The following is a 25,642-nucleotide window of genomic DNA, read 5'->3' on the forward strand; positions in this document are numbered from 1 at the left end:
GCCCGTGATCCGAAGAACTGTGCAGGGCCAGGACATGACCACACTCTCATACGAGTTCACCGAGCGGATTCTCGGCTGGCATGCCGATGACGCGAGACTTGTCGATCGCTGCCGGTTGATCCTGCTCGATGGTCTGGCGGTTGCCGCAGCAGGTGCTGCGCAACCGGGGCCGACGCATATGGCCGAGTTCTCCAAAGAGCATCAGCAGGCTCACGGACCTTCGACTGTCATCGGGCATGCATACTGCGCGCCTGCCGCCGTCGCGGCACGCATCAATGGCATGTCGATGCATGTGCTCGATTTCGAACCCATGTGGAACCCGCCGAACCACGCGGTATCGACGCTGCTGCCGGCATTGCTCGCACTCGCCGAACTGCGCGAGCGGGAGAGCGGCGCGCCGCACGGGAATGCGCTACTCCGCGCGCTCGCTAAAGGCATCGAAGCTCAAGGCCGGCTGCGGATGTCGTCGGGACAGATCGAGCCGGCGCAACTCACGCTGCATCCGCCTGGCGTCGTCGGGCCGCTTGCCGCAGCGATCGCGTGCTCGGATCTGCTCGGCCTCGACACGGCGGATGCGACGGCGGCGCTGGGCATCGCGGCGTCGCGCGGCGGCGGCGTGCTTGCCAACATCGGCTCGCAAACGAAGGCCCTCCATTGCGGCGATGCCGCTGCGCATGGTCTCGAAGCCGCTCTGCTGGCCGCTCGCGGCTTCACGGCGAGTACCGACGCACTCGGCGGACCACGCGGCTGGGGCAACGCCTATTTCGGCGCGCGCTTCGACAGCGACTGTCTGCTTGCGCCGATTGGCGCCGGACGCGCGCTCGAGCCGGGTCTGTCGTGGAAGCTCTTTCCTTCGCAGTTCGCGACGCATTACGCGATCACAGCCGCGCTCGATGCGCGCGCGCAAGCCGCCGCCTTCCACGCTGACGACGTCGAAAGCATCGAACTGCATGCTCCATCGATGCCATACATCGACCGTCCGCAGCCGCGGACGGGTCTGGACGGCAAGTTTTCGTGGCAATACACGACGTGTGTCGCGCTGCTGGACGGTCGCGTCGACCCCGATTCGTTCAGCGATGCGCGCCGCTTCGCGTCGGATGTCGAGGCGATACTCGCGCGCTTCAGGCTGAACGCCGATTCATCCATCAGCGGCGCGCTCGACAGCATGTACGTCGAACTCAGCGTGCGCCTGAAGGACGGAACCCCGTTATGCGCACGCTGCGACGCGCCGCTGGGCAGCTGGAACCGTCCCGTGAGCAACGACGTCGTCAGAGAAAAAGCACGCGGGCTGTTAGCCGATGCCGTCGGCGAGCGCCGCGCGAATCAGGTCATCCATCTGGTGGAACGAAAAGACGCACCGCTCGCAGTGCGCGACCTGATGGCCTGCCTGGCATAAATGCGCCGTTCTATACTTGCATCACAGATGACGAAGACGAGGGACTAGCCGGTGACTGGAAAGCTCAACGCGACGATCGATGAAGCCGATACGACGGCCGATTTCGGGCAAGGGTCGCTCGCCCAATATGTCTACGCGCAGTTGCGGCAGGAGATTCGCAGCCGGCAACTCGCATCGAACGAGCGTCTGCGCGAGGCCGACATCGCGCAACGCCTCGCCGTGAGCCGCACGCCGGTGCGCGAGGCGCTGAAGCGGCTCGAAGCGGAAGGCATGGTGCGCTTTGCGCCGCCGCGCGGTTTCGTCGTCGTGCAGTTGTCGCCGAAGCAGGTGATGGAGCTCTACGCGATGCGCAAGGTGCTGGTCGGCGCGGCCGCCCGGTTCGCCGCCGAGCAGGCCTCCGCCATCGAGATCCTTTCGATGCAGCAGGTTCTTGCGCAACTCGAGCGCGCGAAAACGCCCGACGAGGTCGCCGCGCTCAATCGACGGCTGCACGAAATCATCGTCGCCGCTGCGCATAACGAGTACTTGTACAAGACGTCGAATGTACTCATCGATGCGCTCGGCCTGCTCGGCACGACCACATATTCGATGCCGGGGCGCATCAAGAGCGGACTGAAAGAGAACAAGGAGATCGTCGCGTGCATCGCGCGCCATGACGCGGACGGCGCGGAGAAAGCGGCTCAGGGGCACGTTGCGGCTGCGACCGAATTGCGCCTGAAAATGCTGTTTGGTGACGAGAATGCGAAAGGCGGTGCATAGCAGAATCGCTTGATAGCGCGTCGTCGAGGGCGCCCGCTTGCACCGCTCTTTTGCGGCTACACTGCGCGAAGCAACTGCATCATCGCGCGCACCTTGCGATTTCCCGGCGAAAGCAGCGCTTCCAGCAAGGCGTCCACGCGATCGGGCGACAACATCAGACCGGCCGTGCCGCGAAATTTCTGCGCGATCTCGCGCTCGCCCAGCGCGCGCGGTCCGCTTCCGAGATTGATGGGCACATGTTCGCTTCGTTGCGAGCCGTCGCGCATGTTGACTGTGACATGGCCCGAGAAATAACGCGGAAAATCCGCATCTGAATCGACCGCACATCGCACTTTGGCCGCGAGCTTCAGGATGCCTGGGTCGCGCAATGCATCGTCTTCGAGTTCTGCAAGACCGAAGCGTCCGCGCAACAGGCAGGCCGCCACGACGAAATGCGTGCTGAACTTCGCGTCATAGTCCGTCTTCGGCGTCATCTTCGCGAGGGCCGGCTCGGCGACAATCGGTATCGTCGGCGCGGGCAACAGGCAGACGATCTCTTCGATGTCATCCACCTGCATCTGTGCATCGTGCAGACGCAATGCCGCTTCCGCGCATCCGTGAATGAAATGGCACACAGGGTACGGCTTGATCGCGGTGCCGAACATCGTCCATTCATCGCCGAGTCCGTTGCTGATCGACTCCAGGTCGACCGTACGTGCATGCTCCTGCAAATGCGATTCGAACAGCCCGAAGCGGCCTTCGTACGGGCGTGATGGCCCTGCAAAGCCGTTCGCTGCGAGATGCGCCGCCGTGATCCCTGCCAGCGCGCCCCAGCCCGGATGCATTCGCTTGGTCCACGCGCCTTCTTCGAGGAACACCTGAACACCCGCCGCCGTGCTTGCCGCAATGCCCTGCGCCGCGACGAGTTGCGCGGCATCGAGCTTCATCAGCTTGCCCGCGACGATCGCCGAACTGAAGTGCGCGACGATTCCCGTTGCGTGAAAGCCCGCTTGATGGAAGCCGCCCTTCACCGCGACGCCAAGACGTATCGCCACCTCCATGCCCGCGATGTAAGCGGCAAGCATGTCGTGCCAGTCGGCATCGACCGCTTCGGCTACCGCGAGCGCCGCCGGCAGACAGGCGACGGTCGGATGGACGATCGCAAGCGGATGCGTGTCGTCGAAATCGAGGCCATGCATCAGGAAGCCATTCGACAACGCGGCATCGCGCGGCGAAAGTTGCGATGTGCTGCCGATCACCGTCGCATCGCTCGCCGATCCCGCCGCTGCAAAACCACGCAACGCGGGCGCAGCGAACGCAAAGCGCCGCGACGCAAACGCGAGTCCGATCGCATCGACGATGTGATGCGTCGCCTTGCGGCTCAACTCAGCGGGCAGCGCAGACGGTTGAAGCGCGCATGCAAACTCCGCAAGACTGCGCGCGATGACGGGTGGGTTGACGTGGTTCGGCTGATCGGTATCGGTCATCGAATGTTCTCTCAATGGTCGCCGGGACGAAGCACATGCGCGTCGAGCCGCGGGTCGGCACTTTCTTCGTGTACGGGGTTGATCGTCTCGAGCCGGCGTCCCGTTGTTCTTGCACCGAAGATCAGCGTGACGGCAGACGTCGCGAGCCACGCGCCTGCGATGTACACGAACACCCACACATAGCCGAAGTTCGTGAAGATCGCCGCGACGATGAACGAGTTGCCGACGTTCGCAAGCCGGCCCATGCCATACGCGAAGCCGGCGCCCGTATTGCGGATATCGGTCGGATACTGCTCGGGCGTATACGCGTAGCACAATGCGGCGAAGGTCTGGATCAACATGCCGACGAGAAAGCCGAACGATACGATCAGCACTGGCTCGAAGCTCAGTCCATACAGCAGGCCGAATACGGCAATCAGCGCGGCCGCCGCGGCAATGCTGAACTTGCGCTCCATGCGGTCCGCGAGATACACGGCGATGAGCGCGCCCGGCACCGCGCCGATATTGATCAGCGTGATGTACGTCAGGCTGTGCACGATCGTGATGCCGTGCTTGACGAGCAGCGTCGGCACCCACGCCTGGAAGCCGTAGAAGCCGAGAGTCTGGAAAATCCAGATCGCCCACAGCGTCAGTGTGCGTCCGATGTACTGGCCTTTGAACATCGAGGTCCAATGCGCGCGCGCTTCGACCGGCCTGTTGACGGCGACGGCTTCCGGCAGCGGACCCGTCGTCTTCTCGACTTCGGCTTCGATCGCGCGCAGCACGCGGTCGGCCTCTTCCGTGCGCCCTTGACGCGCGAGCCAGCGCGGTGACTCCGGAAAGTGGCGCAGAAACAGCAGAAAGAGAATGCCCAGCGAGCCCCATACGAAGATCCATCGCCAGCCGTCGGGTCCCGAAGGCACGACGAGCCGCGCGACCCAGCTCGTGATCGGGATGCCGCACAACGCGATGACCATCGCCCAGCCTTGCCATGTGCCGCGTGTCTTCGCCGGGAACAGCTCGGCGATGTACGCCATCACGACGGCCGTCGCCGACGAAATGCCCACGCCCGTCAGCACGCGCGTGACGATCAGCATCGGAATATCGGGGGCGAGCGCATTGGCGAGCGAGAACGTCGAGTACGCGATGACGTACACCACGAGCGCCCGCTTTCGTCCGATCTTGTCGGAGAGCATGCCGCCGAGCGTCGCGCCGACGAACATGCCGAAGAAGCCCGCCGATGTGAGCAGCGCGATGCTCGAGATCGGCAGCCCCCACTCCTTGACGAGCGCGGGCGCCGCATACGAAAACGTGAAGATGTCGCTGATATCGAAGAAGAACGGCAGACTCACTAGCAGCAGCAATCGCTTGTGAAAGCGCGAGACAGGCAACCGGTCGACTCGCGCGGCGATCAGTTCGTCATTCATGGGACGCCTCCCCTTCCGCGAACGCCGCGCGATCACTACGAACTGCGCTCCCACTTCCAGATGATCCGAAAACATTCAGCATGTCTGTCTCCATCCGTAGTTTCTTGTCTCGCTACCGGCCGCCTGTCCGCCTGAGTGCTTAAGGCACCCAGGCTGTTTCCTCCGATTTGCGTTCAGGTGCCGCCGACACTTCGGGTTTCTGCTGCGCAACGTTGCCGCCGGGCAGCATGCGCTTTGCAAAGAGACGCGCAAGCGTGCTGATGTCGCTCACTTCGTCGAGCGCTTCGAGCCGCTCGTAAAGCGCGAGCGCTTCGGACGAACCGATCGCGCGCTTGCTGCAATCGTAGAACTTCTCCCACAGCTCATCCGTCGACATCGGATTCGCGGGACCGCGCCCGATCAGGTTGTCGATGCGACGCGACAGCACGCGTCCGTCACGCAGTGTCAGCGTCACCTCCGCGCCGAACTGGTGTTCCGCGTCTTCCGGCATGTCCGGATGCGGATCGGTACGCGTGATCGCGAGCAGCCGACGAACGCGCGGATCGAGATGCGCATCGCCTTCGAAATGCTCGAGCCGCACGACGCCATCGACGAGCGCGCGCGCCACCGCATATTGCACGCTGAACTTCGCGCCGAGCGGCGTGCGCGGATCGGGGTTGTCGGTATGCGGAAGCCGCCGCCGGTGCGCCTGAATATGAATCGACTCGATCTGCTCCGGCTTCACATGTTCTTCATGCACGAGCGCGAGCGCCATCGCAATCGCGGGATGCGTGCTTCCGCAACAAGGGAATTGCTTGAGCCCGAGCGTCTCGCTTTCGATCTCCAGCGGCGCGCCCCAGTTCTCGAAGATGCGTTGCGCGTCGTAATGACCGGGGCCATTGAACGCGTTGAAAAAGCCCTGCTTGTGTTCGATCGCCGCTGTGTTTGCAGTGAAGCCCCGTTCCGAGATCAGTACCGCGAAGAGGCCGCTGCGGCAGATGTGTCCGACATGCAAGGGCTTCACCATCGTTCCGAAGTTCGCCTTCAGCCCTGCCGCAAGCGAGGCCGCAATCGCAAGCGCCGTTGCAATGCGTTCGCTATCGAGCTTCAGCAGATGGCTCGCGGCCGCGACGGTGCCGAAGATGCCAAGCGTCGCGGTGGGATGCCAGCCTTTGTCGTAGTGGTGAAAATTCACCGCGCGCGCAAGCCGTATCTCCATTTCGATACCGATCACATACGCCGCCATCAACGCATCGCCGGACAGCTTGCGTTCCTCAGCGAGCGCAAGCAGCGGCGCGACGAGCGGCACCGATTGATGCCCGCCCAAGGGCTGGCTGAAATCGTCGTAGTCGAGCGCATGCGAGGCCGTGCCGTTGAGCAGCGCGGCGTCGAGCGCCGATGTTCTCGCGTTCGTGCCCAGCACCGTGCACTGGCCGGGCGCATCGGCGATGCCCGGCGTGTCGAGCAGAATCCGCACGCAGCGCTCGGTGGAGCCCGCGAGCGTCACGCCGATCGTATCGATGATCGCCGTGCGTGCCGCCGCCAGCGCGCGCGGCGTCACGTCTTTCGCGTCGAATGCGGCGATGCGCTGCGCGAGCCGCTTCGTGATCGGCCATTCGCGTTCGTCGTCCAGTTGAGGCTGGCTCATATTCGCTCCTCTTCACGCGCGCGCTGACGTCCGGCCCGCGATGCGCCCGAACGTTGCGCCCGAAACCAGTCCCGTGCCCGCCGGGTAGTTGTCGTAGAACAGGCCGCCGACCATTTCGCCACATGCCGTAAGGCCCGGAATCGGACGCCAGTCCGTGCCGATCACGCGCGCCTCTTCATCGACCTTCACGCCGCCGAACGTGAACGTGATGCCGCCCGTCGCCGAATACGCGTAGAACGGCGGCTTGTCCAGTTTCAGCGCCCAATTGGATTTTTCGGGCGTGAGGCCGTGTGTCGACAGACCGTCTTTGCCCGTCGGATCGAAGCCGTCTTCGCTATCGTGCGCAGCGGCGTTGTACTCCTGCAGCGTCTTGAGCGCACGCGGCTTGTCGTCGATATCGAGTTGCCCGATCAAAGCCTCTAGCGTATCGGCTTGCAAAGGATCGCTTGTCGAGTAACGCGGTTCGAGCAGGTGCACCGTTTTCGAATCGAACAGTTGGTAGACCTTCGCACCGGGTTCGGCGAGAATCGCGCGCCCGTATTTGGCGTAGGTGAACATTGCACCGTCTTCGCCTTCATCGACGAAGCGATTGCCCTTGCGGTTGATCATCACGCCATACGGGTAACTCAACCGATTGCTGCGATCCGTCATTTCGCGCGGCGCGAAGTTGCCCCAGTCGGCGCTGATGGGCGTCGCGTGACAGCCGCTCCATTGCCCCCACGGCATCGCGCCGATGGCCATCGCCATGCGCAGCCCATCGCCCTGATTGTGCGGCGTGCCGCGCACCTTCGCGCCGCCGACGAGCGGGCCGATATGTTGCGTGCGCATCTGCACGTTCGCTTCGAAGCCGCCGCAACCGAGAATCACAGAACGGCTTCGCAGTTCGTGGATGCCTTCGTCGTCGCGCACGCGAACGCCGCTGACGCGACCGCTTTCATCCTGTAGCAGCGCCATGACGGCCGCGCCGTAACGCACTTGAATGCCGAGCCGCTCGACGGCCGCGAACCAGCCGCGCGACAGGCCCACTCCCTCGTGTTCGGCGCGCACGACGAGCCCGCGTGCCCAGATGATCTGATTGCCCTTGCGCACGCCCGTCAGGCTCACGGCGGGCTCCATCTTGATCTGGCCGGTTTCATGCATCCAGAACACCGTGTCCTTCGAGTTGTCGACCAGCACACGCGACAGAACCGGATCGGTCTGTCCGCTCGTGACACGCATCAGATCGCCGTGGAAATCGGCGCGAGTATAGGGCCGGATGCCCGCATAGAAGTCTTCGAACTCTTTCTCCACGCCCGGCAGCAACGGCCCGATTTCGCGTGGATCGTCGAAAGCAAATCGCAGTACGCCGCCGCTCCAGTGCGTATTGCCGCCGCGCATCGCGCGAGGCGCCTTCTCCAGCACGACGACGCGTTCAGCGCCGTTCTCGCGCGCGGATACTGCTGCTGCGAGCGCGGCGTTACCCGCGCCTACGACGATCACATCATAGTCAGCCATTCTGAAGCTCCCGTTGATCAACCGTTATCAGACGTGTTCTGGCGCGATGCTGCCTGCGCGGCACTTCCGTGGCATTGTCGTTTCGCTTCAGTTCAGAGTACTTCGGTATACAAAGGTACTCTAATAAGTACATTCCCTGGCAAGCGACGCCGATATCCGCTTTTCAGGAAAATGTCAGAGAAGAAGGAAAACAGGCGCGACGTTTGCAGGGAGAAATGGCAGCGCCGAATGAATTGAGCGGAGCGAAGGGTGAATCCGCGGCGAGCGGACGTGAAGCTTCGTTGGTGCGTTAGCACCGATGCTTTCGATGAGCGACGCGCGATCGGATCAAGAGAGGGAAGAATGAAGCGCGTCCGCGCGCGAGTCCCCGATGCGAAGACCGCGCGCCAGATCAGTACACGAGCCTAGTAGATCTCGAAAGGATCGTTCGAACGCGCCTTCGCGCTGATCGCGCTCGCAACGGCAGAATCCGTCACGAAGTCCGCAGACGACTTCGCCGCGAGAATCAGCTCGGGCTCCAGCGGCCGCGCGATCGCGTAGCCCTGCACGTAGTCGACGCCGAGTTCCCTGAGCATCGTGAGCGTATCGGCGTCCTCGACCCACTCGGCGACGCTGCGCATGCCCAGCGCGCCCGCGAGCGAGACCAGCGCCTCGACGATTGCCACGTCCTTTGGATGCTCGCGCATCGAACGCACGAATTCGCCGTCGATCTTCAACGCATCGGCGGACAAACGCTTGAGATAACGGAACGACGTATAGCCCGCGCCGAAATCGTCGAGCGCGATCTTCGCGCCGAGGTCATGAATGCGCGCGATGAAGCGCTGCGTGTTCTCCAGATCGTGCAGCGCGACGCTTTCGGTGATTTCGAGGCACAGGTACTGCAAGACAGCGCGATGTTCCACCAGCAGATCGAAAATCTCGCGTGTGAAGCGTTCGTCGTTGAGCGAAGCGCCGTTCAGGTTCACGCAGATGAACTGCGTGTTCGCAAGATGCGCCTGATTCCCGGAGATCCATTCGAGCGTGGTCTTGACGACCCACATATCGATGGCGGCGATCGCGCCGGATTCTTCAGCTGCGCTCAGGATGCGGTCCGGCGTGATGAGTTGCCCTTCCGGCGAGCGCATGCGCAGCAGCACTTCGAAGTTCAGCGAATCGTAAGGCGCCGACAGCGACATGATGGGCTGCATCAGCAGAAACAGCCCCGGCGGCAGAGTGGTGCCGCGGAACGACTCGACGAGCCGCAATTCGGCCGCTCGATGTTCGAACGCCTCGGCGCCGCGCCGGTACGCGACGATGCTGTTGCCCGATTTGTGCTTCGCCTCGCGGCACGCGCGGTCCGTGTGCGCGAGCGCATCCTGCACGCGCATGCCGTGCTCGCATTCGGTGAGGCCAATCGATGCCTTGACCATGAACGCCCGGTTGCCGACCTGATACGGCACATCGTTGATCGCGTTGACGACGTTCGTCCAATGATCGAGCGCTTCGTCAACCGAAACGTCCTTCATGATGCAGACGAACTCGTCTCCGCCGATACGCCCAAGCGAGCAGCGCTCGTCGAGCATGCCGACGATGCGTTTCGCGACCAGCCTCAACACCTCGTCGCCGGCCTGATGGCCGAACAGATCGTTGATGAGCTTGAAGCGGTCCAGATCGATATAGACCAGCACCCAGCGGGAAAGCGTCTCGGACTGGGCGGCAATCGCGCTCTCCACACCGCGCCGGTTCAGCAGGCCCGTCAGCGAATCGTGCTCGGCGAGAAAACGCAGACGCTCGACAGCCTTCGAGCGCTCCGTCACGTCCTGTAGCGATCCCTCGATGAACTGGCCCGAGCGGATCGCCGAAATCTGAAAGCGTCGGTCGGAGTTGCCGAGCAGCGTCATGCCGTTGATACCGGGTTCGCTGCCCAAGCTTCCCGAGCCGATCGAGCCGCCCGTCAGGAACGACTCCAGCTTGCCCCACGCGCCCGCTTCGAAGAAATCGTTCCAGTGATGCATCCGGTACGACGCCCTGTCGAGGCCGAGCATCTGCAGCAGCGCCGGGTTCGCGCGCACGAAGCGGCCCATCGCATCGAGCGTGAACAGTCCGACAGGCGCCACGTCATAAGTGTTGCGCAAATCGATTTCGGCCTGCTGACGGTGCTGCCGCTCGGCGCGCATCTGCTCGGCGATCGCGAACGCGGCCATCATGCTCGACGTGAGCGCGGCCAGGACGGGGCTTACCCCGGCTGCGAGCGCGGGCAAGCCGAACACCGCGCCGATCAGCTCCGAGAACGTCGAGCCGAGCACGACCGCGAGCGAGCCGACGTACCACATCACCGTCCGGGAGCGCGCTTTCCTGACGAACTGCGCGAGATGAAGGATCAGCACGCAGATGCCGAAGCCGCCGAGCGACCACAGCGCCAGAATGAAGCGCGAATACGGCAGCACCAGCGCGGCGACGAGCAGCAGCACGCCCGTCCATTGCGCCGTCCGATAGAGCCGGATGAAGCCGGTGCGGCGCAGTTCCCGGCGGAACAGCCGGCTGAACAGCGCGCCCGTCACGATGTAGTACGCGGCGAAACTCAGTTCGCGCAAGAAGGCGATCGACGTCGAAGGAATCGTCCGGTCGACCCACTGCGTGTCCCAGCCCATCGCGTTCGCGCACATGCGCAGATTGCCGACGAGCCACATCGAGAACAGCACGTAGGTCCATTCGCGGTTGATCAGCGCGGTGACGAACACGAAGCATGCGAGCGTCAGCAGGCCACCGGCGATCAGCGCGGCGCCTTCCTGGAAGTCGAGTTCGGAGGCGTGAAATTCGTCGACGCCCCACGACAGCACCGATACCTGGGCCGGCCCGGAATACGTCGCGCGGCACAGGATCACGTTTGCGCTATCGTTTGCGTCGAGCGGAATGGCAAAGCCGGCCTTGGCTGCGCGCATCGGCGCTGCCTGGTGTTCGCGGTCCGCCTGGCCGAGCGGTGCGAGAGTCGAATCGAGCCAGCATTGCATCGACGTGGCGTGGCGCGACGGGAAGTCGAGAATGCGCTGCGCCGAACCGGATGCGGGCGCACGGAATTCGATCCATATCGGGGTTTCCGAAAGCTTCGTGCCGTAGCGGGTCGTCTCGCGCGCGCCGGCGAGTGCTGCGCGTGCCTCCACGGGCCCCATCGACGCGGCCTTGTCGTCGAACACCTTGAACTGCAACGGCTGCGCGGCTTTTGGCTGAAAAGCATGCGGCAGGCACACCAGCACGACGACCGTGCCGATCGCAACTGCGGCCGGCACGCCGTAAATGGAGAACGCGTCCAGCCACGCGTCGATCGACGCGCCAGCGTTACGTAGCATTCGTGACAACCATCGCGACCGCATCATGTCTGCGGCACCCCCAAATCCAGCAAAGTCTGTTTTGTGACGGCCGCGCAATCCACTCGCGCACAGCCGTGCTCTTTCCGTCATTCGATCAGCCACCTGCAACCGCATTATCCCTGCAATAGCGCGGCGCCGGTGGCTGCCCGGCAATTTTTACGCCGCCGCCTCCAGGCGGACCGCCCCTCGCGCGGGCTGCGTCAGGTTCAGGTCCGGATGAGGCGTTTCGAACACGAACCTGTACAGCGGATGTTTCGCGTCCGACCAGCGCCGGCGCGCCGCCGATACCTCGCCCGCCATCACCCGGTGCGGTAGCCCGCCGACATGCGTCATTGGAACATACCGGTGATCGGCAAAAATGTCGCGGAATAGCATCGCCTCGTACTCACGGTCGATCGGCGAGCGCGCCGTAATGAGCAGCCAGTCGATGCCCCGCTGCTCGCACAGCAGGAACAGCGCCTTGAACAGCATCATCTTGACCATCCGGCCGCTCGACGGACCCGCCACCGCCAGGCGCGTCGCTTCCGCCAGCCGGCCCGACGCGCACCAGGACGGCAGCTCGACCGAATGCTCGACGGGCAGCTCCGCGAATTCGTTGGTCTGAATCCGCATCGTGCCAATTGGTGCGCGATCGAGCCTCGATTCGGCGAGCAGGATCGTCGTACCCGGCGCGACGTCGGTGTCCTCGATGGTCATCGTTCGCGCGAATTCGGGCAGATGACGCCCATAGGCGCTGCGCCTGACGGCCACGGCTTTCGCGACGTCCTCGCGGGCGACGGCTATACGTACAGTAAACGGCAGACGCTCCGGCTCCTGAAGGCCGATGTTCGCAACTTTCTGGTTTGCTTCGCTGTCGCGTGCCGTACGAATGACTTCGTGGTTGAGCTCGAGAATTTCCATTTTTCATCCCTTTTATTGGTCGTAGAACAGACATCCGCTGGCGTTCCATCTGTCCGGAATGGGTCCGGAACGACAGCGGCAGCCAAGAGGCGGTCCTTCAAATTCACTTCGCAGTACGACGGGGACTGGCATCCACCTGGATAGTGGGTGTAGCGCGTGCTGTCAGAATCGAAGCCGACTCTGATGGGATGGTGGCACTTTTCATCGGACAACACCCGCCCGAACACAAAAAAGCCGGCGTTTCAAGCAGGCGGCGCGACTGTCCGACACTGCCGTATCGGGTCGATCACGGAAGGGAGGTTCTGTACGTCCCTGTGTCACGGGAAGTACACGAACGGGCGCCTCGTTGCCGATGAACGCACGGGCGCCATTGCGCTACTCACCTAAAAGGTGCCTGCGAAGGGATGCTTTGACGAGGCGGCTTCTGCTTCTGACCGAAGCGCGCCTGATTCGTCGGCAGGCGTCGCCTGGGGGACCTTACGACGCAAACGCGTGGACATACGCGCATCGGCACGCTATCCGGCTCGGGCGGACTGATGACTTCGCGCGAGCGCGTTGCCGGGTTTCGCTCTGCAACGGTGATGGTGACGGGCGCAGCGGGCGGCCTGGGACGCGCAGTCGCGCCAGGGTTGGCGTCGCACGGCGTGCCGACCGTATGCGTCGATGCGAAGCGCGACGGCCTTGCCGAGACGCAAGCCGAAGCGCGATGTCTGGGCGCATCGTGACGCGGTTGATCGCGCAAGCGGTGTCGTACCCGACGCCGAATGGCGGCGCGAACAGCCCCATGCCCATCGCGAGGATCGCGATCATCGCGTAATGCGTCACATGCGGCGGAAACACGAACAAGACGCGCGTGCTCGATATGACCGTCGACGAATGGGACCGCGTAATGAACGTGAATCTGCGCGGCACGTTTCTGTGCGTGCAGTATCGGACGGCAATGTGCGCACCGCCTTCGTTGTCGCTCAGCACTGCGCCGCACGACATATCGTCGATCATCCGGTTGATCGCGACAAGCGGAAAATGCAACGCTTGTCAACGCGGCGATTGTGCGTTGCAATCACCCACCGTGGCTTCACAAACAACAAGGACGGAAATGGAACAGGCGTCGAACGCAGTATCAGCCGATGGGCAACGCTGGTTGACGGTCGCGGGCCCCGCGATTTTTCTGCTGTTGTGGTCGGCCGGTTTTCCGATTGCGAAGATCGGCCTGCGCTACGCGTCGCCCCTCACGTTTCTTGCGATCCGCTTTGCGTTGAGCGTGAGCGTGCTCGTCGTCATATGCGCGGTCCGCCGGCCCGCATGGCCGCGCGGGCTGCATGCGTGGAAGCATCTGATCGTCGTCGGCTTTCTCGTGCAGGTGCTGTACTTCGGACTGAGCTATCTGTCGATGACGGCGGGCATCGAGACATCGGTGCTCGCGCTAATCGTCTCGCTGCAACCGATACTCGTCGGCGTGCTCGCGCCGAAGCTGGTCGGTGAACGCGTCGGCGCGCGTCGCTGGACGGGGTTGATACTCGGCCTCGCTGGCGCGGCAGGCGTCATCGTTGCGCGCAGCCGCATCCAGGTGGATTCGCTCGGGCCCGTGCTGCTCGCAATCGGCGCGCTGCTCGGCATCACGGGCGCGATGCTTTACGAAAAGCGCACGGCCGCATCGAACGATCCGTTGATGGCGAATCTCGTCCAGTACGCGGTCGGCCTCGTGTGTTGCGCGCCGATGGCCTTGCTGTTCGAGCATGGCCACGTGCAATGGACGGGAACCTTCACGGCTGTCATGGCGTATCTCGTGATCTGCAATTCGCTGATCGCCATCAGTCTGCTGCTCGCGATGACACGCGCGGGCAAGGTGTCGAAGGTTGCCGCACTGTTCTTTTTCGTGCCGCCCGCGGCGGCGCTGATGAGCTACGCGTTCCTCGGCGAAACGCTGCCGACATCCGCGTGGTGGGCAATGGGTGTTGCGGTGGTGGGCGTTGCAATTGCAACTTCGCAGCCGCGATGACTCGCGTTCAACCGTCAATCCAGCGAAATTTTCACAGGATCAATCTTCCAGATCCGCTCGCAATACTCGGCGATCGCGCGATCCGACGAGAACTTCCCCGAGCGCGCCGTGTTGAGTATCGACATGCGAGTCCAGCGTGCCGGGTCCATCCACGCAGCGTTCACGCGCTCCTGGCACGCGACGTAATCGGCGTAATCGGCGAGCACGAGGAACGGATCCGCGTGCAGCAGATTATCGACGAGCGGGCGAAACACCTGCTGGTCGCCGCGCGAGAAACGTCCGCCTGCGATCAGCTCCAGCACTTCGCGCAAGTCTGCATTGCTTTCGACGTGCACGGAAGGACGATAGCCTTCGCGCCTGACGCGCTCCACCTGCGCGACCGTCAGGCCGAATAAGAAGAAGTTCTCGTCACCGGCTTCTTCGCGGATCTCGACATTCGCGCCGTCCAGTGTGCCTATCGTGATCGCGCCGTTCATCATGAACTTCATGTTGCCGGTGCCGGACGCTTCCTTGCCCGCAGTCGAAATCTGCTCGGACAGGTCGGCGGCGGGATAGATGAACTGCGCATTCTTCACGTTGAAATCCGGAAAGAATACGACCTTCAGCCTGCCGTGCATCGCGGGATCGTTGTTCACGACGTCAGCGATGCCCGTAATCAGCCGGATCATCAGCTTCGCCATCGCGTAACCCGGCGCAGCCTTTCCGCCAAACACGAAGCAGCGCGGCACCGCACGCTGCTCCACGTTGCGGCGCAGGCGCTGGTAAAGCGTGACGATGTAGAGCGCGTTCAGATGCTGCCGCTTGTATTCGTGGATTCGCTTCACCTGAATGTCGAACAGCGCATCGGGGTCCACGTCGATGTTCGTCACGTGGCGAATCTGCCCCGCGAGAATCTGCTTGTTCGCATGCTTGACGGCCCGCCATTTTTCCTGGAACGCGGTATCGTCGGCATACGCTTCGAGCTTGCGAAGCCGCGTGAGATCCGTGACCCAGCCATCGCCGACGGTTGCGTCGAGTAGCCGCGCAAGACCCGGGTTGCTCAGCAGCAGGAAGCGGCGCGGCGTGACGCCATTGGTTACGTTGTCAAAACGCTCGGGCCACAGCTCCGCGAAGTCGTGCAGCACGGTCTGCCTGAGCAGCGTCGAATGCAGCGCCGCGACGCCGTTGATGGCATGACTGCCGATCGTCGACAGGTACGCCATGCGTATCCTCTTCTCGCCGCGCTCGTCGATCAGCGACATGCGCGCGACGCGCGCTTCGTCGCCCGGATACTTTCGCCGCAGTCCGTCGAGGAACCGGCGGTTGATCTCGTAGATGATTTCGAGCGGACGCGGCAGCAACCCGCCGAAGAGCGGCAAGCCCCACGTTTCGAGCGCTTCGGGCAACAGCGTGTGGTTGGTATAGGCGAGCGTGCGACACGTGATGTCCCACGCTTCGTCCCAGGGAACAAGCCGTATGTCGACGAGCAGGCGCATCAGCTCGGCGACGGCGATGGACGGATGCGTATCGTTCAACTGCACCGCGAACATCTCGGCGAAACGCGAGACGGGCGCGCCCTTCAGATCGAGAATGCGCAGCATGTCCTGCAACGAACAGGAGACGAAGAAGTACTGCTGCGCGAGACGCAGCCGCTTGCCGGCTTCTGGCTCGTCGTTCGGATAGAGCACCTTCGACAGCGTCTCCGAAATCACCTTTTCTTGCACGGCCTGGTAGTAATCGCCTGCGTTGAAGTCCTCCAGATCGAATGACTCGATGGCCTCGCTTTTCCACAGGCGCAGCGTGTTGCACATATTTGCGCGATAACCCAGCATCGGCGTATCGCAGGCCACGCCCTTGATCATCCGCGCGGGCATCCAGCGCACGCGAAAGCGGCCTTGCTCGTCGGTCCACTGTTCCGTGTGTCCGCCGAAAGCGGCGTAGTAACACACGCTCGGGCGCACGATCTCCCACGGGTTGCCTTTTTGCAGCCACTTGTCGGTGACTTCGACCTGGCAGCCGTCGCGTATCTCCTGATCGAAGATGCCGAACTCGTAGCGGATGCCGTAGCCGACAGCGGGTATTTCGAGCGTCGCCAGCGAGTCGAGATAACAGGCGGCAAGTCTGCCGAGTCCTCCATTGCCGAGCCCCGGCTCTTCCTCCAGCGCGAGCAGCGCATCGAGGTCCTGGCCGAGCGACTGCATGACAGCGCGCGCGTTGTCTTCGATGCCGAGGTTCAGGAGATTGTTGCCGAGTTGCGGGCCGATCAGGAATTCAGCGGAGAGATAGCACGCGACGCGCAGCTCGCGTATGACGTAGTGCTGGATCGTCGCGGCCCAGCGCGCCAGCATGCGGTCGCGCACGCTGTACGACAGCGCCATGAGCCAGTCGTACGGCGTAGCGATGCTGGGAGGACGCGCCTGCAGGCAGACCAGGTTGTCGAGCACGCCGCGCCGCAGCGCATCGACGTCGAGGCCTGTGCGCGCCGATCCAGCGCTCGGGGTTACGCCTGATGCCGGATTGGTGGTCACGATGCCTCCTCCCGATTCGCCGCGTCGAACGCATGACGCTGTCGAGTCCGTTCGCCGGGGGCGCGATCCGCGCCCCCGGCGAACGAACCTCAACGGCAGCATATGTTACGGCGCAAGGATTGCAAGCTCGATGAACCGAACCGCGCATGCTTTCTGCTGACGATTATCGGCCGCGCAACGCTACGTATGCCGGGGAACGAAGGAAGATCACGCGGCGGCGCACTGCGTTGCGTCCATGTCGGCGTCAATCTCCAAGGGCCGCTCGCTCGCATGGATCGTCTGAAGACCATTCGTCCTGGCACGCTGCCACGCGCGATATTCGGTCGGCGACTTCCCGATACAACGGCGAAACAGCTTGCCGAGCCTGCCGCCGTCGGTCAAGCCGACGCGTCGCGCGATCTTGTCGGCGGGCAGCGAGGTTTCGGCCAGCAGCACGCACGCCAGATCGAGCCTCGCGCGTTGCAGGTATTCCGATGGCGAAGTCCCCAGACACGCCTGAAAGTAGCGCAGCAACGTGCGCTGGCTCATCGCGCACGCATGCGCGGCATCGGCGACACTCACGGGCCGATGGCAGTTGCGCTTGAGCCACCGTCCCGCGGCGCGCACCTTGTCGGCCGTGCTGATGCTCGCATCGATCGACGTCAGAATCGTGTCGACGTGTACGCTGACCGTGCGATGCAAGGCCTCGCGCGCAATCGGCTCGCCGATATCGTCGCGGATGATTTCGAAAGCCGCTTTCATCGCGCCGGATAATCGTGGCTTGGCCCGCGAGCCTTGCATGACGCGATCGTGCTCCGATACGCGCGCCGATATGTGTTCCGATCCGCACGTATCGTCGTTCACGGTATCGGCGGCAAGGAACCGCACGGGCGTGCCGGCCGCCCTGACCCGTTGCAGCCACGCCGCGTGCGCGAGCCCGTTGCACACATCATCGGCGTTCGGTCCTGCTGCGACGAACACGCACGCGAATCGCGTCCCGACCGTATCGCCCAATTTGCCCGTCGACACGACGAGCGAGCGATGGCACGTCACGGAGCCGCCATTCGCGGACAGAAACTGCATCCCGTATCTGCATGCATGCTGAGCGCTCGCCAGTTCGCTCGCGCAATCGAGCGCTTCGGCGACGACGGCCACGCCTAACAGGTCGCAAGCATCCGTCAGCACGAACGCGATTCGTTGCAAGCTTGAAACACTGCCTCTGTATCCGTCGGCGCGTTGACGCCCGTTCTCCGCCACAAACATGATTCCTCCGCCCGATTCGTCGCGACATGCGTTGGCATGCATCGATTGACAAGACGAACTTCTTCATACGTTTCCGAAATGGTCGAACGTATGGGGACGATGCGCACCTCCGCGCTACCGTCGGGCCAGCGCTTCCATGACCGCTTCGACCACTTCGCCCGGATCGGCGGAGCGCGGAAACCAGCCGTCCCACTGCGTCCAGTCGAGGCGCGCATCGTCGGCCGAAAACGCGATCATCACGGGACGGCCCACGCCGGCCGCACTGTGCAACGCGGTGTCCGATACCTCGCCATCATCGGCACCAGCAAAGGGACTCGACGTAACGATCACGCGCGGATCGAGCCGCCGCGCGGCATCGCGTGCTTCTTCCATCGTGAGGGCCGGCATGACGACGACGCCACGCGAGGTCAGCCGTGAAGCCAGCGCCGACAACCGGCCCGCATCGGGATCGAGAATCAGCACATCGACCCTCGCAGCGTGACTGACGGGCATCACGCGCAAACGCGCGCGTGCGCGACGCCACTGCCTGAGCGGCCACAGCATCCGGTTGAGCGCGTGCGCGAGCACGATCCTGCGCCAGATACGCTTCGCGCTGAACGTCGCGCGGCGGGCCTGACGTTCGAGCAGCCGCTTGCTGCCCGGCAGATGCACAAACGCACATCCCTTGTACCAGCGCAGATCGCGATGCGTGTTGCCGGACCAATGGCGACCCACGAGCCGGTGCGCGCCGAGATCGATGATCTGCTGCCCTTCTTCGACGAACAGGTTCAGCGCCGCGGAGATGAACGCTTCATCGCCGTGATGGTTCAACTGCCCGATCGAGGACCTGTATCGCTCGAAGCACAGGCGCGCGCGAGGCACGAGCTTGTCGATGAACGCCGCCGATGCCAGCAGCGCCTCGCCGCCAAACCATCGCGGGTTGACAAGCCGCTTGCCTGCGACCGTCTCCAGATCGGCGATGACACGGCTCTCGCCATAAGCGGAGAACTCCTGATCGGTGATGTCATACGCGCCCACGCCCGTCGCCCGGCAGCGCAGCAGCAGTTCCGCGTTCACGCCCCGAAGCGCGAACACGTCGGTATCGACCAGCATCAGCAACTGGCCTTCGTGCAATGTAGCGGCTGCCTGCTCCAGCAAATCGAGTTTGAAATGCGTGCCATAGAACCGCGTGACCTTCGGCAATTCGAGTGTCGACGGCTTTAACTGCAACACATCGGGACGCCAGTCCCCGGCGACATTCGCAAGATAGCGCTCGACCTTGTCCGCCACGTTGGTCGCCACGGTCAATCGTGGCAAGCCGACAGCAAGCAGGCTCCGGTTGAGCGTGATGGCCTGTTCGAGATACGCGAACGGATCGACGCTCGTGCTATTGGGACTACCCGTACTGTCCGTATCGACGTACACGAGCGCATAGGGTACGACGCCCGAATGGGCGCGCACCACACGCGACGCACGCCGTGCCGTCTGCGCGGAGCCGGACCGAAAACCGTTGCGAAAAACAGCGGTGTCAAGCATGGTCGCCTCCAGCAGACCGCATCGACGCGCGGCATGGCACTCGCCCACTCGCACGTCTCGTTCCCAAAGACTAGTCGCTACGGATTACTTTATTAAGACCGTCGCCATGTCCGAAGATCGACTCTTTCGTACAACGCGCGCAGTTTCGATGTCAAGCATCGCGGATGCAACGATCCGGCTCTTGCGCTTCAGCGTCACTTGCCTAATTCCTGATGGATGCGCGCTACCTCGCGTGTCGTGACGGGGGCCGCATCGTTGCCCCATGTATTGCGTATGAACGTCAGCACACGCGCCATTTCGGTATCGGTCAACTTGCCTGCGAACGACGGCATTTTCTTCGGGTCCGGTCCCGATTGCGTATGCGGCGCCTCGCCACCTTCCACCAGCAGGCGCACAACCGAATCGGCGTGCTCGCTCAATACTGCCGGGTTGCCCGCCAGCCGCGGATACTTGAGCGGCTCGCCCATCCCATCCGCCTTGTGACAGCGCGCGCAAAAGCCCTGATAGATGCCCGCGCCGGGCAATTCGACATCGCCCGTTTTCAGCGCGCGCACGGTCCGCAGCGCAGCGCGCGACTGGTCGTCGAAATGGCCGGACGGCGCTTGCGCGGGCAGGCTCTTCAGATAACGCGCGATCGCGTGCAGATCGTCGTCGGTCAGATACTGCGTGCTGTCCTCGACGACCTGGATCATGCTGCCGAACGTGACGAGACCGCCGCCATGTCCGCGTCTCAGGAATGCGGCGATGTCCTCTTCGGAAAAGCGTCCGAGCCCCGATCCCATGTCGCCCGTCAGATTCGGCGCGAACCAGTGATCGTTCGTGCCGCCCGTCAGATAGAGCCGCGAGTGCTCGCTATAGCCGCGCTCTTCGTAAGCCGGCCCGCGCGGCGTGTGACATGCGCCGCAATGCCCGAGCGATTGCACGAGATACGCGCCGCGATTCCATTCCGGGCTGCGCGACGATTGCGGCACGAACACGTCATCGGGTGCGAATGCAAAGCTCCAGAACATCAGCGCCCAGCGCAGATTGAACGGAAACGGCAAGCGCGTGCGCGGCGCGGCCTTCGATACGGGCGCGACGCCGTGCATGAAATACGCGTAAAGCGCGTGCATGTCGTCGTCATTGATCTTCGCAAACGACGGATACGGCATCGCCGGATAGAGCCGCCGGTTGCCCGGCGCAACACCGTCGCGCACGGCGCGCGCGAAATCGTCATAGCTGTAGCGCCCGATTCCCGCGACGGGATCGGGCGTGATATTCGACGACCAGATCGTGCCGAACGGCGAGCCCATCCCCAGGCCGCCTGCGAAAGGCGCCGACGGGTGCAACGGTTCCTTGCCCGACGGTCCGCCCGGCGGCGCCGTATGGCAGCCCGCGCAATCGGCGGCTTTCGCGACGTATTCGCCCTTCGCGATCAGTTTGGGATCGTTGGTGTCGATCGGCATCGTCGACATCTGCGCGTCGGCATGCTCCGGCATCATGCCTGACGCGATGAACGCCACGAACGCAATCGCCGCGAGCGCCGCGATGCCGATACCGATGCCAGGAACGACACGTTTGCTCATGTTCGTCACCACTGCCCGCACGGGGACACGACCACCACGGCAACAGCCGTCGTGACAAGCGCGAACATGAACATCGCGCTCGACAGCGCGCTCACCCGCGCAAGAAACCATTCGAGTTCCGCGACCCGGCGCGCGCGTCCGTCGAGCCCATGCCCGCGCCTGTCGCGCGTGAACACGACGGCGCGCCACGCGATGATCGCGCCCGCGACGCCCACGATCAGGCACGCGACGCTCAGTGCGGCCAGCGCCGTCGTCACCCATGTCGGCGGCGACGTGGGACGCAGCGGATCGGATAACGCGCACGCCTGCGACGTCAGCACTTCGCCGACGAACATCTGCGCGAACCATGCGAGCGGCGTCGCCAGTGCGGCCGTCAGCAGGCGCCCCGAGTGAAAGCGCGGAATATCGATGCGCGTCGCCGGCTCCTCGCGCCGCTGCCGCGTTTGCATGCGGTCATCGCTCATGCGCGCCCCCTCAGCACATACGGCGACAGATAGATCGTCGTGAAGATAAAGAGCCATACGAGATCGACGAAGTGCCAGTACAGACCGCCTATCGTCAGCGCGAGGCAGCGCTTTTCGTCGAAGTAGCCGCGCGCCGTCCATAGCAGCAGCAACGCCAGCACCACCAGCCCGACGACGACGTGCGCCATATGAAAGCCCGTGATCGTGAAGTACAGCGATCCGTACAGATGCGCGGTCATCCCATAAGGATGGTTCTGCCATTCCTTGATCTGAATGCCGACGAACGTCACGCCAAGCACAAGCGCCGCGCTCATCGACGCGACAGCCCAATGGATGCGCCGACGCTTCACGCAGCGCTCGCATAGCCACACGAAGACGCTGCTCGTCAGCAGGATCGCCGTGTTCACGCCGCCGAGTCCGAGCTTCGGCAAGCCTTCGGGCGGCCACATGCGGCCGCTCTGCGACGCGAGGTACAGATACGAAAAGATCAGATAGCCGAACAACGAGCCTTCCGTGACGATCAGCGCGAGACACCCGAACCAGCCGCCGGAGCGCTCGCCCGCGCTGCCGACCGGTAGCCTCACCTCGCGTCGGTACGCGTCGCCGCGTGAGTTGTTGTCGTGCACCGTGCCGTTGCGCAACGCGTCGCTCATATCAGTTCCCCGCGTCGCGCACTCGCTGCGGCTCGCGCTGGATCAGGCTGCGCTCGGGCCACAGCCACACGACGATCGACGCCGCGCAGCCCACCAGCATCGCCGCCACGAGCCACCACGCGAGCAGCGCAAGCCCCGCGAAAAGCAATGTCGCGAACACGCTCAACACGAAAGGCGTGTACGAGTCTTCCGGCATCTTCAGGATCACATCCGGTCGCGCTTCGAGCGCCGTCGTGCCGAGCGCTTCGCGGCCGCGATCGAGAATGAAGCCCTCTTCGAGCGACGAGCGCGCACCGTTCTGCTCCTCCTCTTCGATGCGCCCTTCCCACAGCGGATGCCGGCTCGCGACCGTCGGCGCGACGGCGAAGTTGTACGGCGGCGGCGGAGAAGTCGTCGACCATTCGAGCGTGCCCGCGTCCCACGGGTTGTCGCCTGCAACAGCGCCGTGCCGCAAGCTGTAGAGCAGATCGCACAGGAAGAGCAGAATGCCGAGCGCGAGCACGAACGAGCCCACCGACGTAATCAGGTTCACCGTACTCCAGCCCATATCCGGCGCGTACGTGTAGATGCGGCGCGGCATGCCGAGCAGTCCCGCGAGATGCATCGGAAAGAACGCCACGTTGAAGCCGATGAACATCACCCAGAAGGCAAATTTGCCGATACGCTCGCTCATCATGCGTCCCGTGAACTTCGGAAACCAGAAGTACACGCCACCGATCACCGGAAATACGTTGATGCCGAGCAGCACGTAATGCAGATGCGCGACGACGAAGTACGTATCCGTCAGTTGCCAGTCGAACGGCACGGCCGCCGTCATCACGCCCGACACGCCGCCGATCACGAACAGCAGCACGAAGCCCGCGAAGTAATAGAACGGCACGCGAAACACGGGCCGTCCCGTCCAGATCGTCGCGATCCACGCGAAGGTCGCGATCGCGCTCGGCACGGCAATCGCCATGCTCGCCGCGCCGAACAGCGACAGCGCGAGCGCGGGCAGGCCCGTCGCGAACATATGGTGAATCCAGACGACGAAGCCGATCAGCATCGTCGCGACCGTCGACAACGCGACGGGCCCATAGCCCACCAGCGGCCGGCGGCAAAAGACGGGCAACGCATCGGAGACGATGCCCATCGCGGGCAGCACGACGACATACACCCACGGATGCGCGAAGATCCAGAACAGGTGTTGCCACAACAGCGCGCGTCCGCCGTTCGCCACGTCGAAGAAGTGCGTGCCGATGCGCCGGTCCATCCACAGCAGCAAGAACGCGAGGCTCACCGACGGCACCGCCAGCAGATTGCCGCACGACGCCGTCATCGTGCCCCACACGAGCACCGGGATACGATCGAGCGACATGCCCGACGCGCGCATGCGCAACAGCGTCACGACGAAGTTCACCGCGCCGACGGTCGTCGAAATGCCGAGCAGCACCATGCCGAGCGCGTATACGTCGATGTTCGGCCCCGTGTCGTATTCCAACCCGGACAGCGGCACATAGTTGAACCAGCCGGCGTTGGGCGCTTCGCCGAGCGGAAAGCTCGCATACAGAAAGATCGCGGCGAACAGAAAGATCCAGTACGAAAACGCGTTGAGGCGCGGAAATGCCATGTCGCGCGCGCCGAGGATCAGCGGCCACAGGTAGTTCGAGAAGCCGGACAGTACGGGCAGCGCGTACAGGAAAATCATCGTCACACCGTGCATCGTGAAGAGCTGGTTGTATTGCTCCGGCGTGAGTACCGTGCCGTCAGGCTGCGCGAGTTGCACGCGCATGATGAGCGCTTCGACGCCGCCCGCGATCAGGAATATGAAAGCCGTGACGAGATAGCGGATGCCGATGCGCTTGTGATCGACAGTCGACAGCCAGCCGCGCCAGCCCGGCGGCGTCTCCCATAGTTCGCGAAGGGCCTTCTCTGCCGCGCTGCCGCGCGCGACGACGCCGCGCTGCAACGTGCGCTCGAGCGGCTCGCGCGAGGAAGTCGAAGAAGGAGTCGTGGTGTCGGCCATCCGTGTGTGTTTCCCGTCAATGCAAGGTCGCGAGATACGCGGAGAGCGCCGCTGTCTCGCTCGTCGTCAGCGCGATGCTGGGCATCAGCGAATCGGGCTTGATCCGCTGCGCGTGGCGAATCCAGTCGAGCTGATGCTCGCGCGTGTTCGTCAACGCGCCCGCCGCAATCAGCCTGCGCGCGTTCAGATGCGTGAGATCGGGCGCCTGTGCGCCGTTCGCGTCCGTGCCGCGCACCGTGTGACAACCGGCGCAGCGCGCGTCGAAGAGTTGTTTGCCGTGCGATGCCAGCGCATCGGCCGAAGCCGCGACGGGCGTCGCAGGCCTGGCTTCTTCGCGACGCCATGCATCGAAAGCGGCTCGATCCTGCGCGACGACCTCGAACGCCATATGCGCATGCTGCGCGCCGCAAAACTGCGAGCATTGCCCCCGATACACGCCCGCTGTATCCGCCTGAATCCATTGCTCGTTGATCTGCCCCGGAATGGTCTGCGTCTTGCCCGCGAGCTGCGGCACCCAGAACGCGTGAACGACGTCGGCGCTCTTCAGCACGATCTTCACGGGTTCACCAACAGGGATGTGGATCTCGTTCGCCGTGACGAAGGGAGGGCCGCCGTCCGTATCGCTGTATTCGATTTTCCACCACCAGTCGTATGCCGTGACCGTCAGCGTCAGCGAAGGCGCATGCGGCGGCGCCGCTACCGAATCGAGCGTGACGAGCGTATAGGCGAGCGCGGCCAACAGCAGCACGGATGAGATGCCCGTGCCGATGTACACCCAGCGAAGCGCGCCCTTTTCCCCTTGTTCAAGCGTGTTCGCGGCGCGTGCACGGCGGCGGCGCGCAATTGCGACGGCGAGCAGCAGCGCGACGATCGCGATAACGCTCATCGAGAGCGCGGCGAGCGCCCAGCCGAGGCGCATCGTGGGCCCGGCGGCGGGACCGCCTGCGTGCAGGAAATAATCGAGGGGCGCGCCCTGTGCATCGGTCTGTGCAGCCATCAAGCCAGCCATCGACGCAATCGCGGCGGCAGCAGGCGCGCGAGTCCACACGCCTGTGCCGCCGAGACGCGCGTCTTCCGGCCTCCGTTGCATCCGCCTACTCCCCCTTTCGATGCCTGCATACCGCGACGTGGCGCGCCCGTACTAGCCCAGCAAGAAACGGGCGCGGTCCGGGTCACGCTGCTTTCCCAATCAGAACGTGAAGCCGCTACAAACGCCGCGCCGCGCACGTGCAAACATGCCGGCAACGGCAGCCTGCAATACGCGTACGATTTACATCACACTGTGACCTTTACATGG

Annotated in this window: 18 protein-coding genes; 4 read left to right on the forward strand and 14 right to left on the reverse strand. The window is 63.7% G+C overall.

What is annotated here, in order from left to right:
- The first annotated feature begins 34 nt into the window (after window positions 1–34).
- Together AABE10_RS16235 and AABE10_RS16240 are read left to right on the forward strand one after the other, a co-directional pair.
- Window positions 35–1,396 carry an MmgE/PrpD family protein gene (locus AABE10_RS16235; RefSeq protein ID WP_342934287.1) on the forward strand — a complete coding sequence of 454 codons (1,362 nt, stop codon included), beginning with the start codon at window positions 35–37 and terminating at the stop codon, window positions 1,394–1,396.
- Between the two features lie 51 nt (window positions 1,397–1,447).
- Window positions 1,448–2,155, forward strand: a complete 708-nt coding sequence (locus AABE10_RS16240; protein ID WP_342934288.1) for a GntR family transcriptional regulator — start codon at window positions 1,448–1,450, stop codon at window positions 2,153–2,155.
- A gap of 56 nt (window positions 2,156–2,211) precedes the next feature.
- On the opposite strand, the gene AABE10_RS16245 is transcribed toward AABE10_RS16240, so the two are convergent.
- From AABE10_RS16245 to AABE10_RS16270, 6 genes are all read right to left on the reverse strand, one after another.
- Window positions 2,212–3,621: an MmgE/PrpD family protein gene (locus tag AABE10_RS16245; RefSeq protein ID WP_342934289.1), complete on the reverse strand. Its 1,410-nt coding sequence runs from the start codon at window positions 3,619–3,621 to the stop codon at window positions 2,212–2,214.
- Between the two features lie 11 nt (window positions 3,622–3,632).
- The gene (locus AABE10_RS16250; RefSeq protein WP_342934290.1) at window positions 3,633–5,027 is read right to left on the reverse strand and encodes an MFS transporter; all 1,395 of its coding nucleotides are present in this window, start codon (window positions 5,025–5,027) and stop codon (window positions 3,633–3,635) included.
- Between the two features lie 139 nt (window positions 5,028–5,166).
- Window positions 5,167–6,654: an MmgE/PrpD family protein gene (locus AABE10_RS16255; protein ID WP_342934291.1), complete on the reverse strand. Its 1,488-nt coding sequence runs from the start codon at window positions 6,652–6,654 to the stop codon at window positions 5,167–5,169.
- A gap of 12 nt (window positions 6,655–6,666) precedes the next feature.
- On the reverse strand, window positions 6,667–8,148 hold the full coding sequence (gene tcuA, locus AABE10_RS16260; RefSeq protein ID WP_342934292.1) for an FAD-dependent tricarballylate dehydrogenase TcuA: 1,482 nt from the start codon (window positions 8,146–8,148) through the stop codon (window positions 6,667–6,669).
- Between the two features lie 404 nt (window positions 8,149–8,552).
- Window positions 8,553–11,474, reverse strand: coding sequence for a putative bifunctional diguanylate cyclase/phosphodiesterase (locus AABE10_RS16265; protein WP_342934293.1), 2,922 nt, complete (start codon window positions 11,472–11,474; stop codon window positions 8,553–8,555).
- Window positions 11,475–11,651: 177 nt separating this feature from the next.
- Entirely contained in the window at window positions 11,652–12,395 is a 744-nt protein-coding gene (locus AABE10_RS16270) for an N-acyl amino acid synthase FeeM domain-containing protein (RefSeq protein ID WP_342934294.1), read from the reverse strand.
- Between the two features lie 536 nt (window positions 12,396–12,931).
- Here AABE10_RS16270 and AABE10_RS16275 point away from each other — a divergent pair.
- Both AABE10_RS16275 and AABE10_RS16280 read left to right on the forward strand, forming a co-directional pair.
- Window positions 12,932–13,120, forward strand: a complete 189-nt coding sequence (locus AABE10_RS16275; protein ID WP_342934445.1) for an SDR family NAD(P)-dependent oxidoreductase — start codon at window positions 12,932–12,934, stop codon at window positions 13,118–13,120.
- Between the two features lie 371 nt (window positions 13,121–13,491).
- Window positions 13,492–14,394 (forward strand): DMT family transporter, encoded by a 903-nt coding sequence (locus AABE10_RS16280; protein WP_342934295.1) that lies wholly within the window; start codon window positions 13,492–13,494, stop codon window positions 14,392–14,394.
- A 14-nt stretch (window positions 14,395–14,408) separates the two neighbouring features.
- Here AABE10_RS16280 and AABE10_RS16285 read toward each other — a convergent pair whose 3' ends face one another.
- The 8 genes from AABE10_RS16285 to coxB form a co-directional block, all read right to left on the reverse strand.
- Window positions 14,409–17,003 (reverse strand): glycogen/starch/alpha-glucan phosphorylase, encoded by a 2,595-nt coding sequence (locus AABE10_RS16285; RefSeq protein ID WP_428983331.1) that lies wholly within the window; start codon window positions 17,001–17,003, stop codon window positions 14,409–14,411.
- A 105-nt stretch (window positions 17,004–17,108) separates the two neighbouring features.
- Window positions 17,109–18,065: a helix-turn-helix domain-containing protein gene (locus AABE10_RS16290; RefSeq protein WP_342934297.1), complete on the reverse strand. Its 957-nt coding sequence runs from the start codon at window positions 18,063–18,065 to the stop codon at window positions 17,109–17,111.
- A gap of 192 nt (window positions 18,066–18,257) precedes the next feature.
- Window positions 18,258–19,658: a response regulator receiver protein gene (locus AABE10_RS16295; protein ID WP_342934298.1), complete on the reverse strand. Its 1,401-nt coding sequence runs from the start codon at window positions 19,656–19,658 to the stop codon at window positions 18,258–18,260.
- Between the two features lie 194 nt (window positions 19,659–19,852).
- Window positions 19,853–21,223 carry a c-type cytochrome gene (locus AABE10_RS16300; RefSeq protein WP_428983332.1) on the reverse strand — a complete coding sequence of 457 codons (1,371 nt, stop codon included), beginning with the start codon at window positions 21,221–21,223 and terminating at the stop codon, window positions 19,853–19,855.
- A 5-nt stretch (window positions 21,224–21,228) separates the two neighbouring features.
- Window positions 21,229–21,687 carry a hypothetical protein gene (locus AABE10_RS16305; protein ID WP_342934299.1) on the reverse strand — a complete coding sequence of 153 codons (459 nt, stop codon included), beginning with the start codon at window positions 21,685–21,687 and terminating at the stop codon, window positions 21,229–21,231.
- A complete protein-coding gene (locus AABE10_RS16310; RefSeq protein WP_342934300.1) occupies window positions 21,684–22,340 on the reverse strand; it encodes a cytochrome c oxidase subunit 3 in 657 nt (218 codons plus the stop codon). Before AABE10_RS16310 ends, AABE10_RS16305 begins: the two co-directional genes overlap by 4 nt.
- Window position 22,341: 1 nt before the next feature.
- The gene (gene ctaD, locus AABE10_RS16315; protein WP_342934301.1) at window positions 22,342–24,345 is read right to left on the reverse strand and encodes a cytochrome c oxidase subunit I; all 2,004 of its coding nucleotides are present in this window, start codon (window positions 24,343–24,345) and stop codon (window positions 22,342–22,344) included.
- A gap of 16 nt (window positions 24,346–24,361) precedes the next feature.
- Window positions 24,362–25,435, reverse strand: a complete 1,074-nt coding sequence (gene coxB, locus AABE10_RS16320) for a cytochrome c oxidase subunit II (RefSeq protein WP_428983333.1) — start codon at window positions 25,433–25,435, stop codon at window positions 24,362–24,364.
- Window positions 25,436–25,642: the final 207 nt, after the last annotated feature.

The sequence above is a fragment of the Paraburkholderia diazotrophica genome, from assembly GCF_038900755.1.
GTDB lineage: Bacteria > Pseudomonadota > Gammaproteobacteria > Burkholderiales > Burkholderiaceae > Paraburkholderia > Paraburkholderia diazotrophica_A.

Excerpts from the sequence above, each read along its gene's own strand:
- AABE10_RS16235 (WP_342934287.1), top strand. The coding sequence starts at position 35 with ATGACCACACTCTCATACGAGTTCACCGAGCGGATTCTCGGCTGGCAT.
- coxB (WP_428983333.1), bottom strand. The coding sequence starts at position 25,435 with ATGCAACGGAGGCCGGAAGACGCGCGTCTCGGCGGCACAGGCGTGTGG.
- AABE10_RS16300 (WP_428983332.1), bottom strand. The coding sequence starts at position 21,223 with ATGAGCAAACGTGTCGTTCCTGGCATCGGTATCGGCATCGCGGCGCTC.
- AABE10_RS16305 (WP_342934299.1), bottom strand. The coding sequence starts at position 21,687 with ATGAGCGATGACCGCATGCAAACGCGGCAGCGGCGCGAGGAGCCGGCG.
- AABE10_RS16250 (WP_342934290.1), bottom strand. The coding sequence starts at position 5,027 with ATGAATGACGAACTGATCGCCGCGCGAGTCGACCGGTTGCCTGTCTCG.
- AABE10_RS16245 (WP_342934289.1), bottom strand. The coding sequence starts at position 3,621 with ATGACCGATACCGATCAGCCGAACCACGTCAACCCACCCGTCATCGCG.
- AABE10_RS16255 (WP_342934291.1), bottom strand. The coding sequence starts at position 6,654 with ATGAGCCAGCCTCAACTGGACGACGAACGCGAATGGCCGATCACGAAG.
- tcuA (WP_342934292.1), bottom strand. The coding sequence starts at position 8,148 with ATGGCTGACTATGATGTGATCGTCGTAGGCGCGGGTAACGCCGCGCTC.
- AABE10_RS16265 (WP_342934293.1), bottom strand. The coding sequence starts at position 11,474 with ATGCTACGTAACGCTGGCGCGTCGATCGACGCGTGGCTGGACGCGTTC.
- ctaD (WP_342934301.1), bottom strand. The coding sequence starts at position 24,345 with ATGGCCGACACCACGACTCCTTCTTCGACTTCCTCGCGCGAGCCGCTC.
- AABE10_RS16275 (WP_342934445.1), top strand. The coding sequence starts at position 12,932 with ATGACTTCGCGCGAGCGCGTTGCCGGGTTTCGCTCTGCAACGGTGATG.
- AABE10_RS16280 (WP_342934295.1), top strand. The coding sequence starts at position 13,492 with ATGGAACAGGCGTCGAACGCAGTATCAGCCGATGGGCAACGCTGGTTG.
- AABE10_RS16295 (WP_342934298.1), bottom strand. The coding sequence starts at position 19,658 with ATGCTTGACACCGCTGTTTTTCGCAACGGTTTTCGGTCCGGCTCCGCG.
- AABE10_RS16285 (WP_428983331.1), bottom strand. The coding sequence starts at position 17,003 with ATGCTGCCGTTGAGGTTCGTTCGCCGGGGGCGCGGATCGCGCCCCCGG.
- AABE10_RS16270 (WP_342934294.1), bottom strand. The coding sequence starts at position 12,395 with ATGGAAATTCTCGAGCTCAACCACGAAGTCATTCGTACGGCACGCGAC.
- AABE10_RS16310 (WP_342934300.1), bottom strand. The coding sequence starts at position 22,340 with ATGAGCGACGCGTTGCGCAACGGCACGGTGCACGACAACAACTCACGC.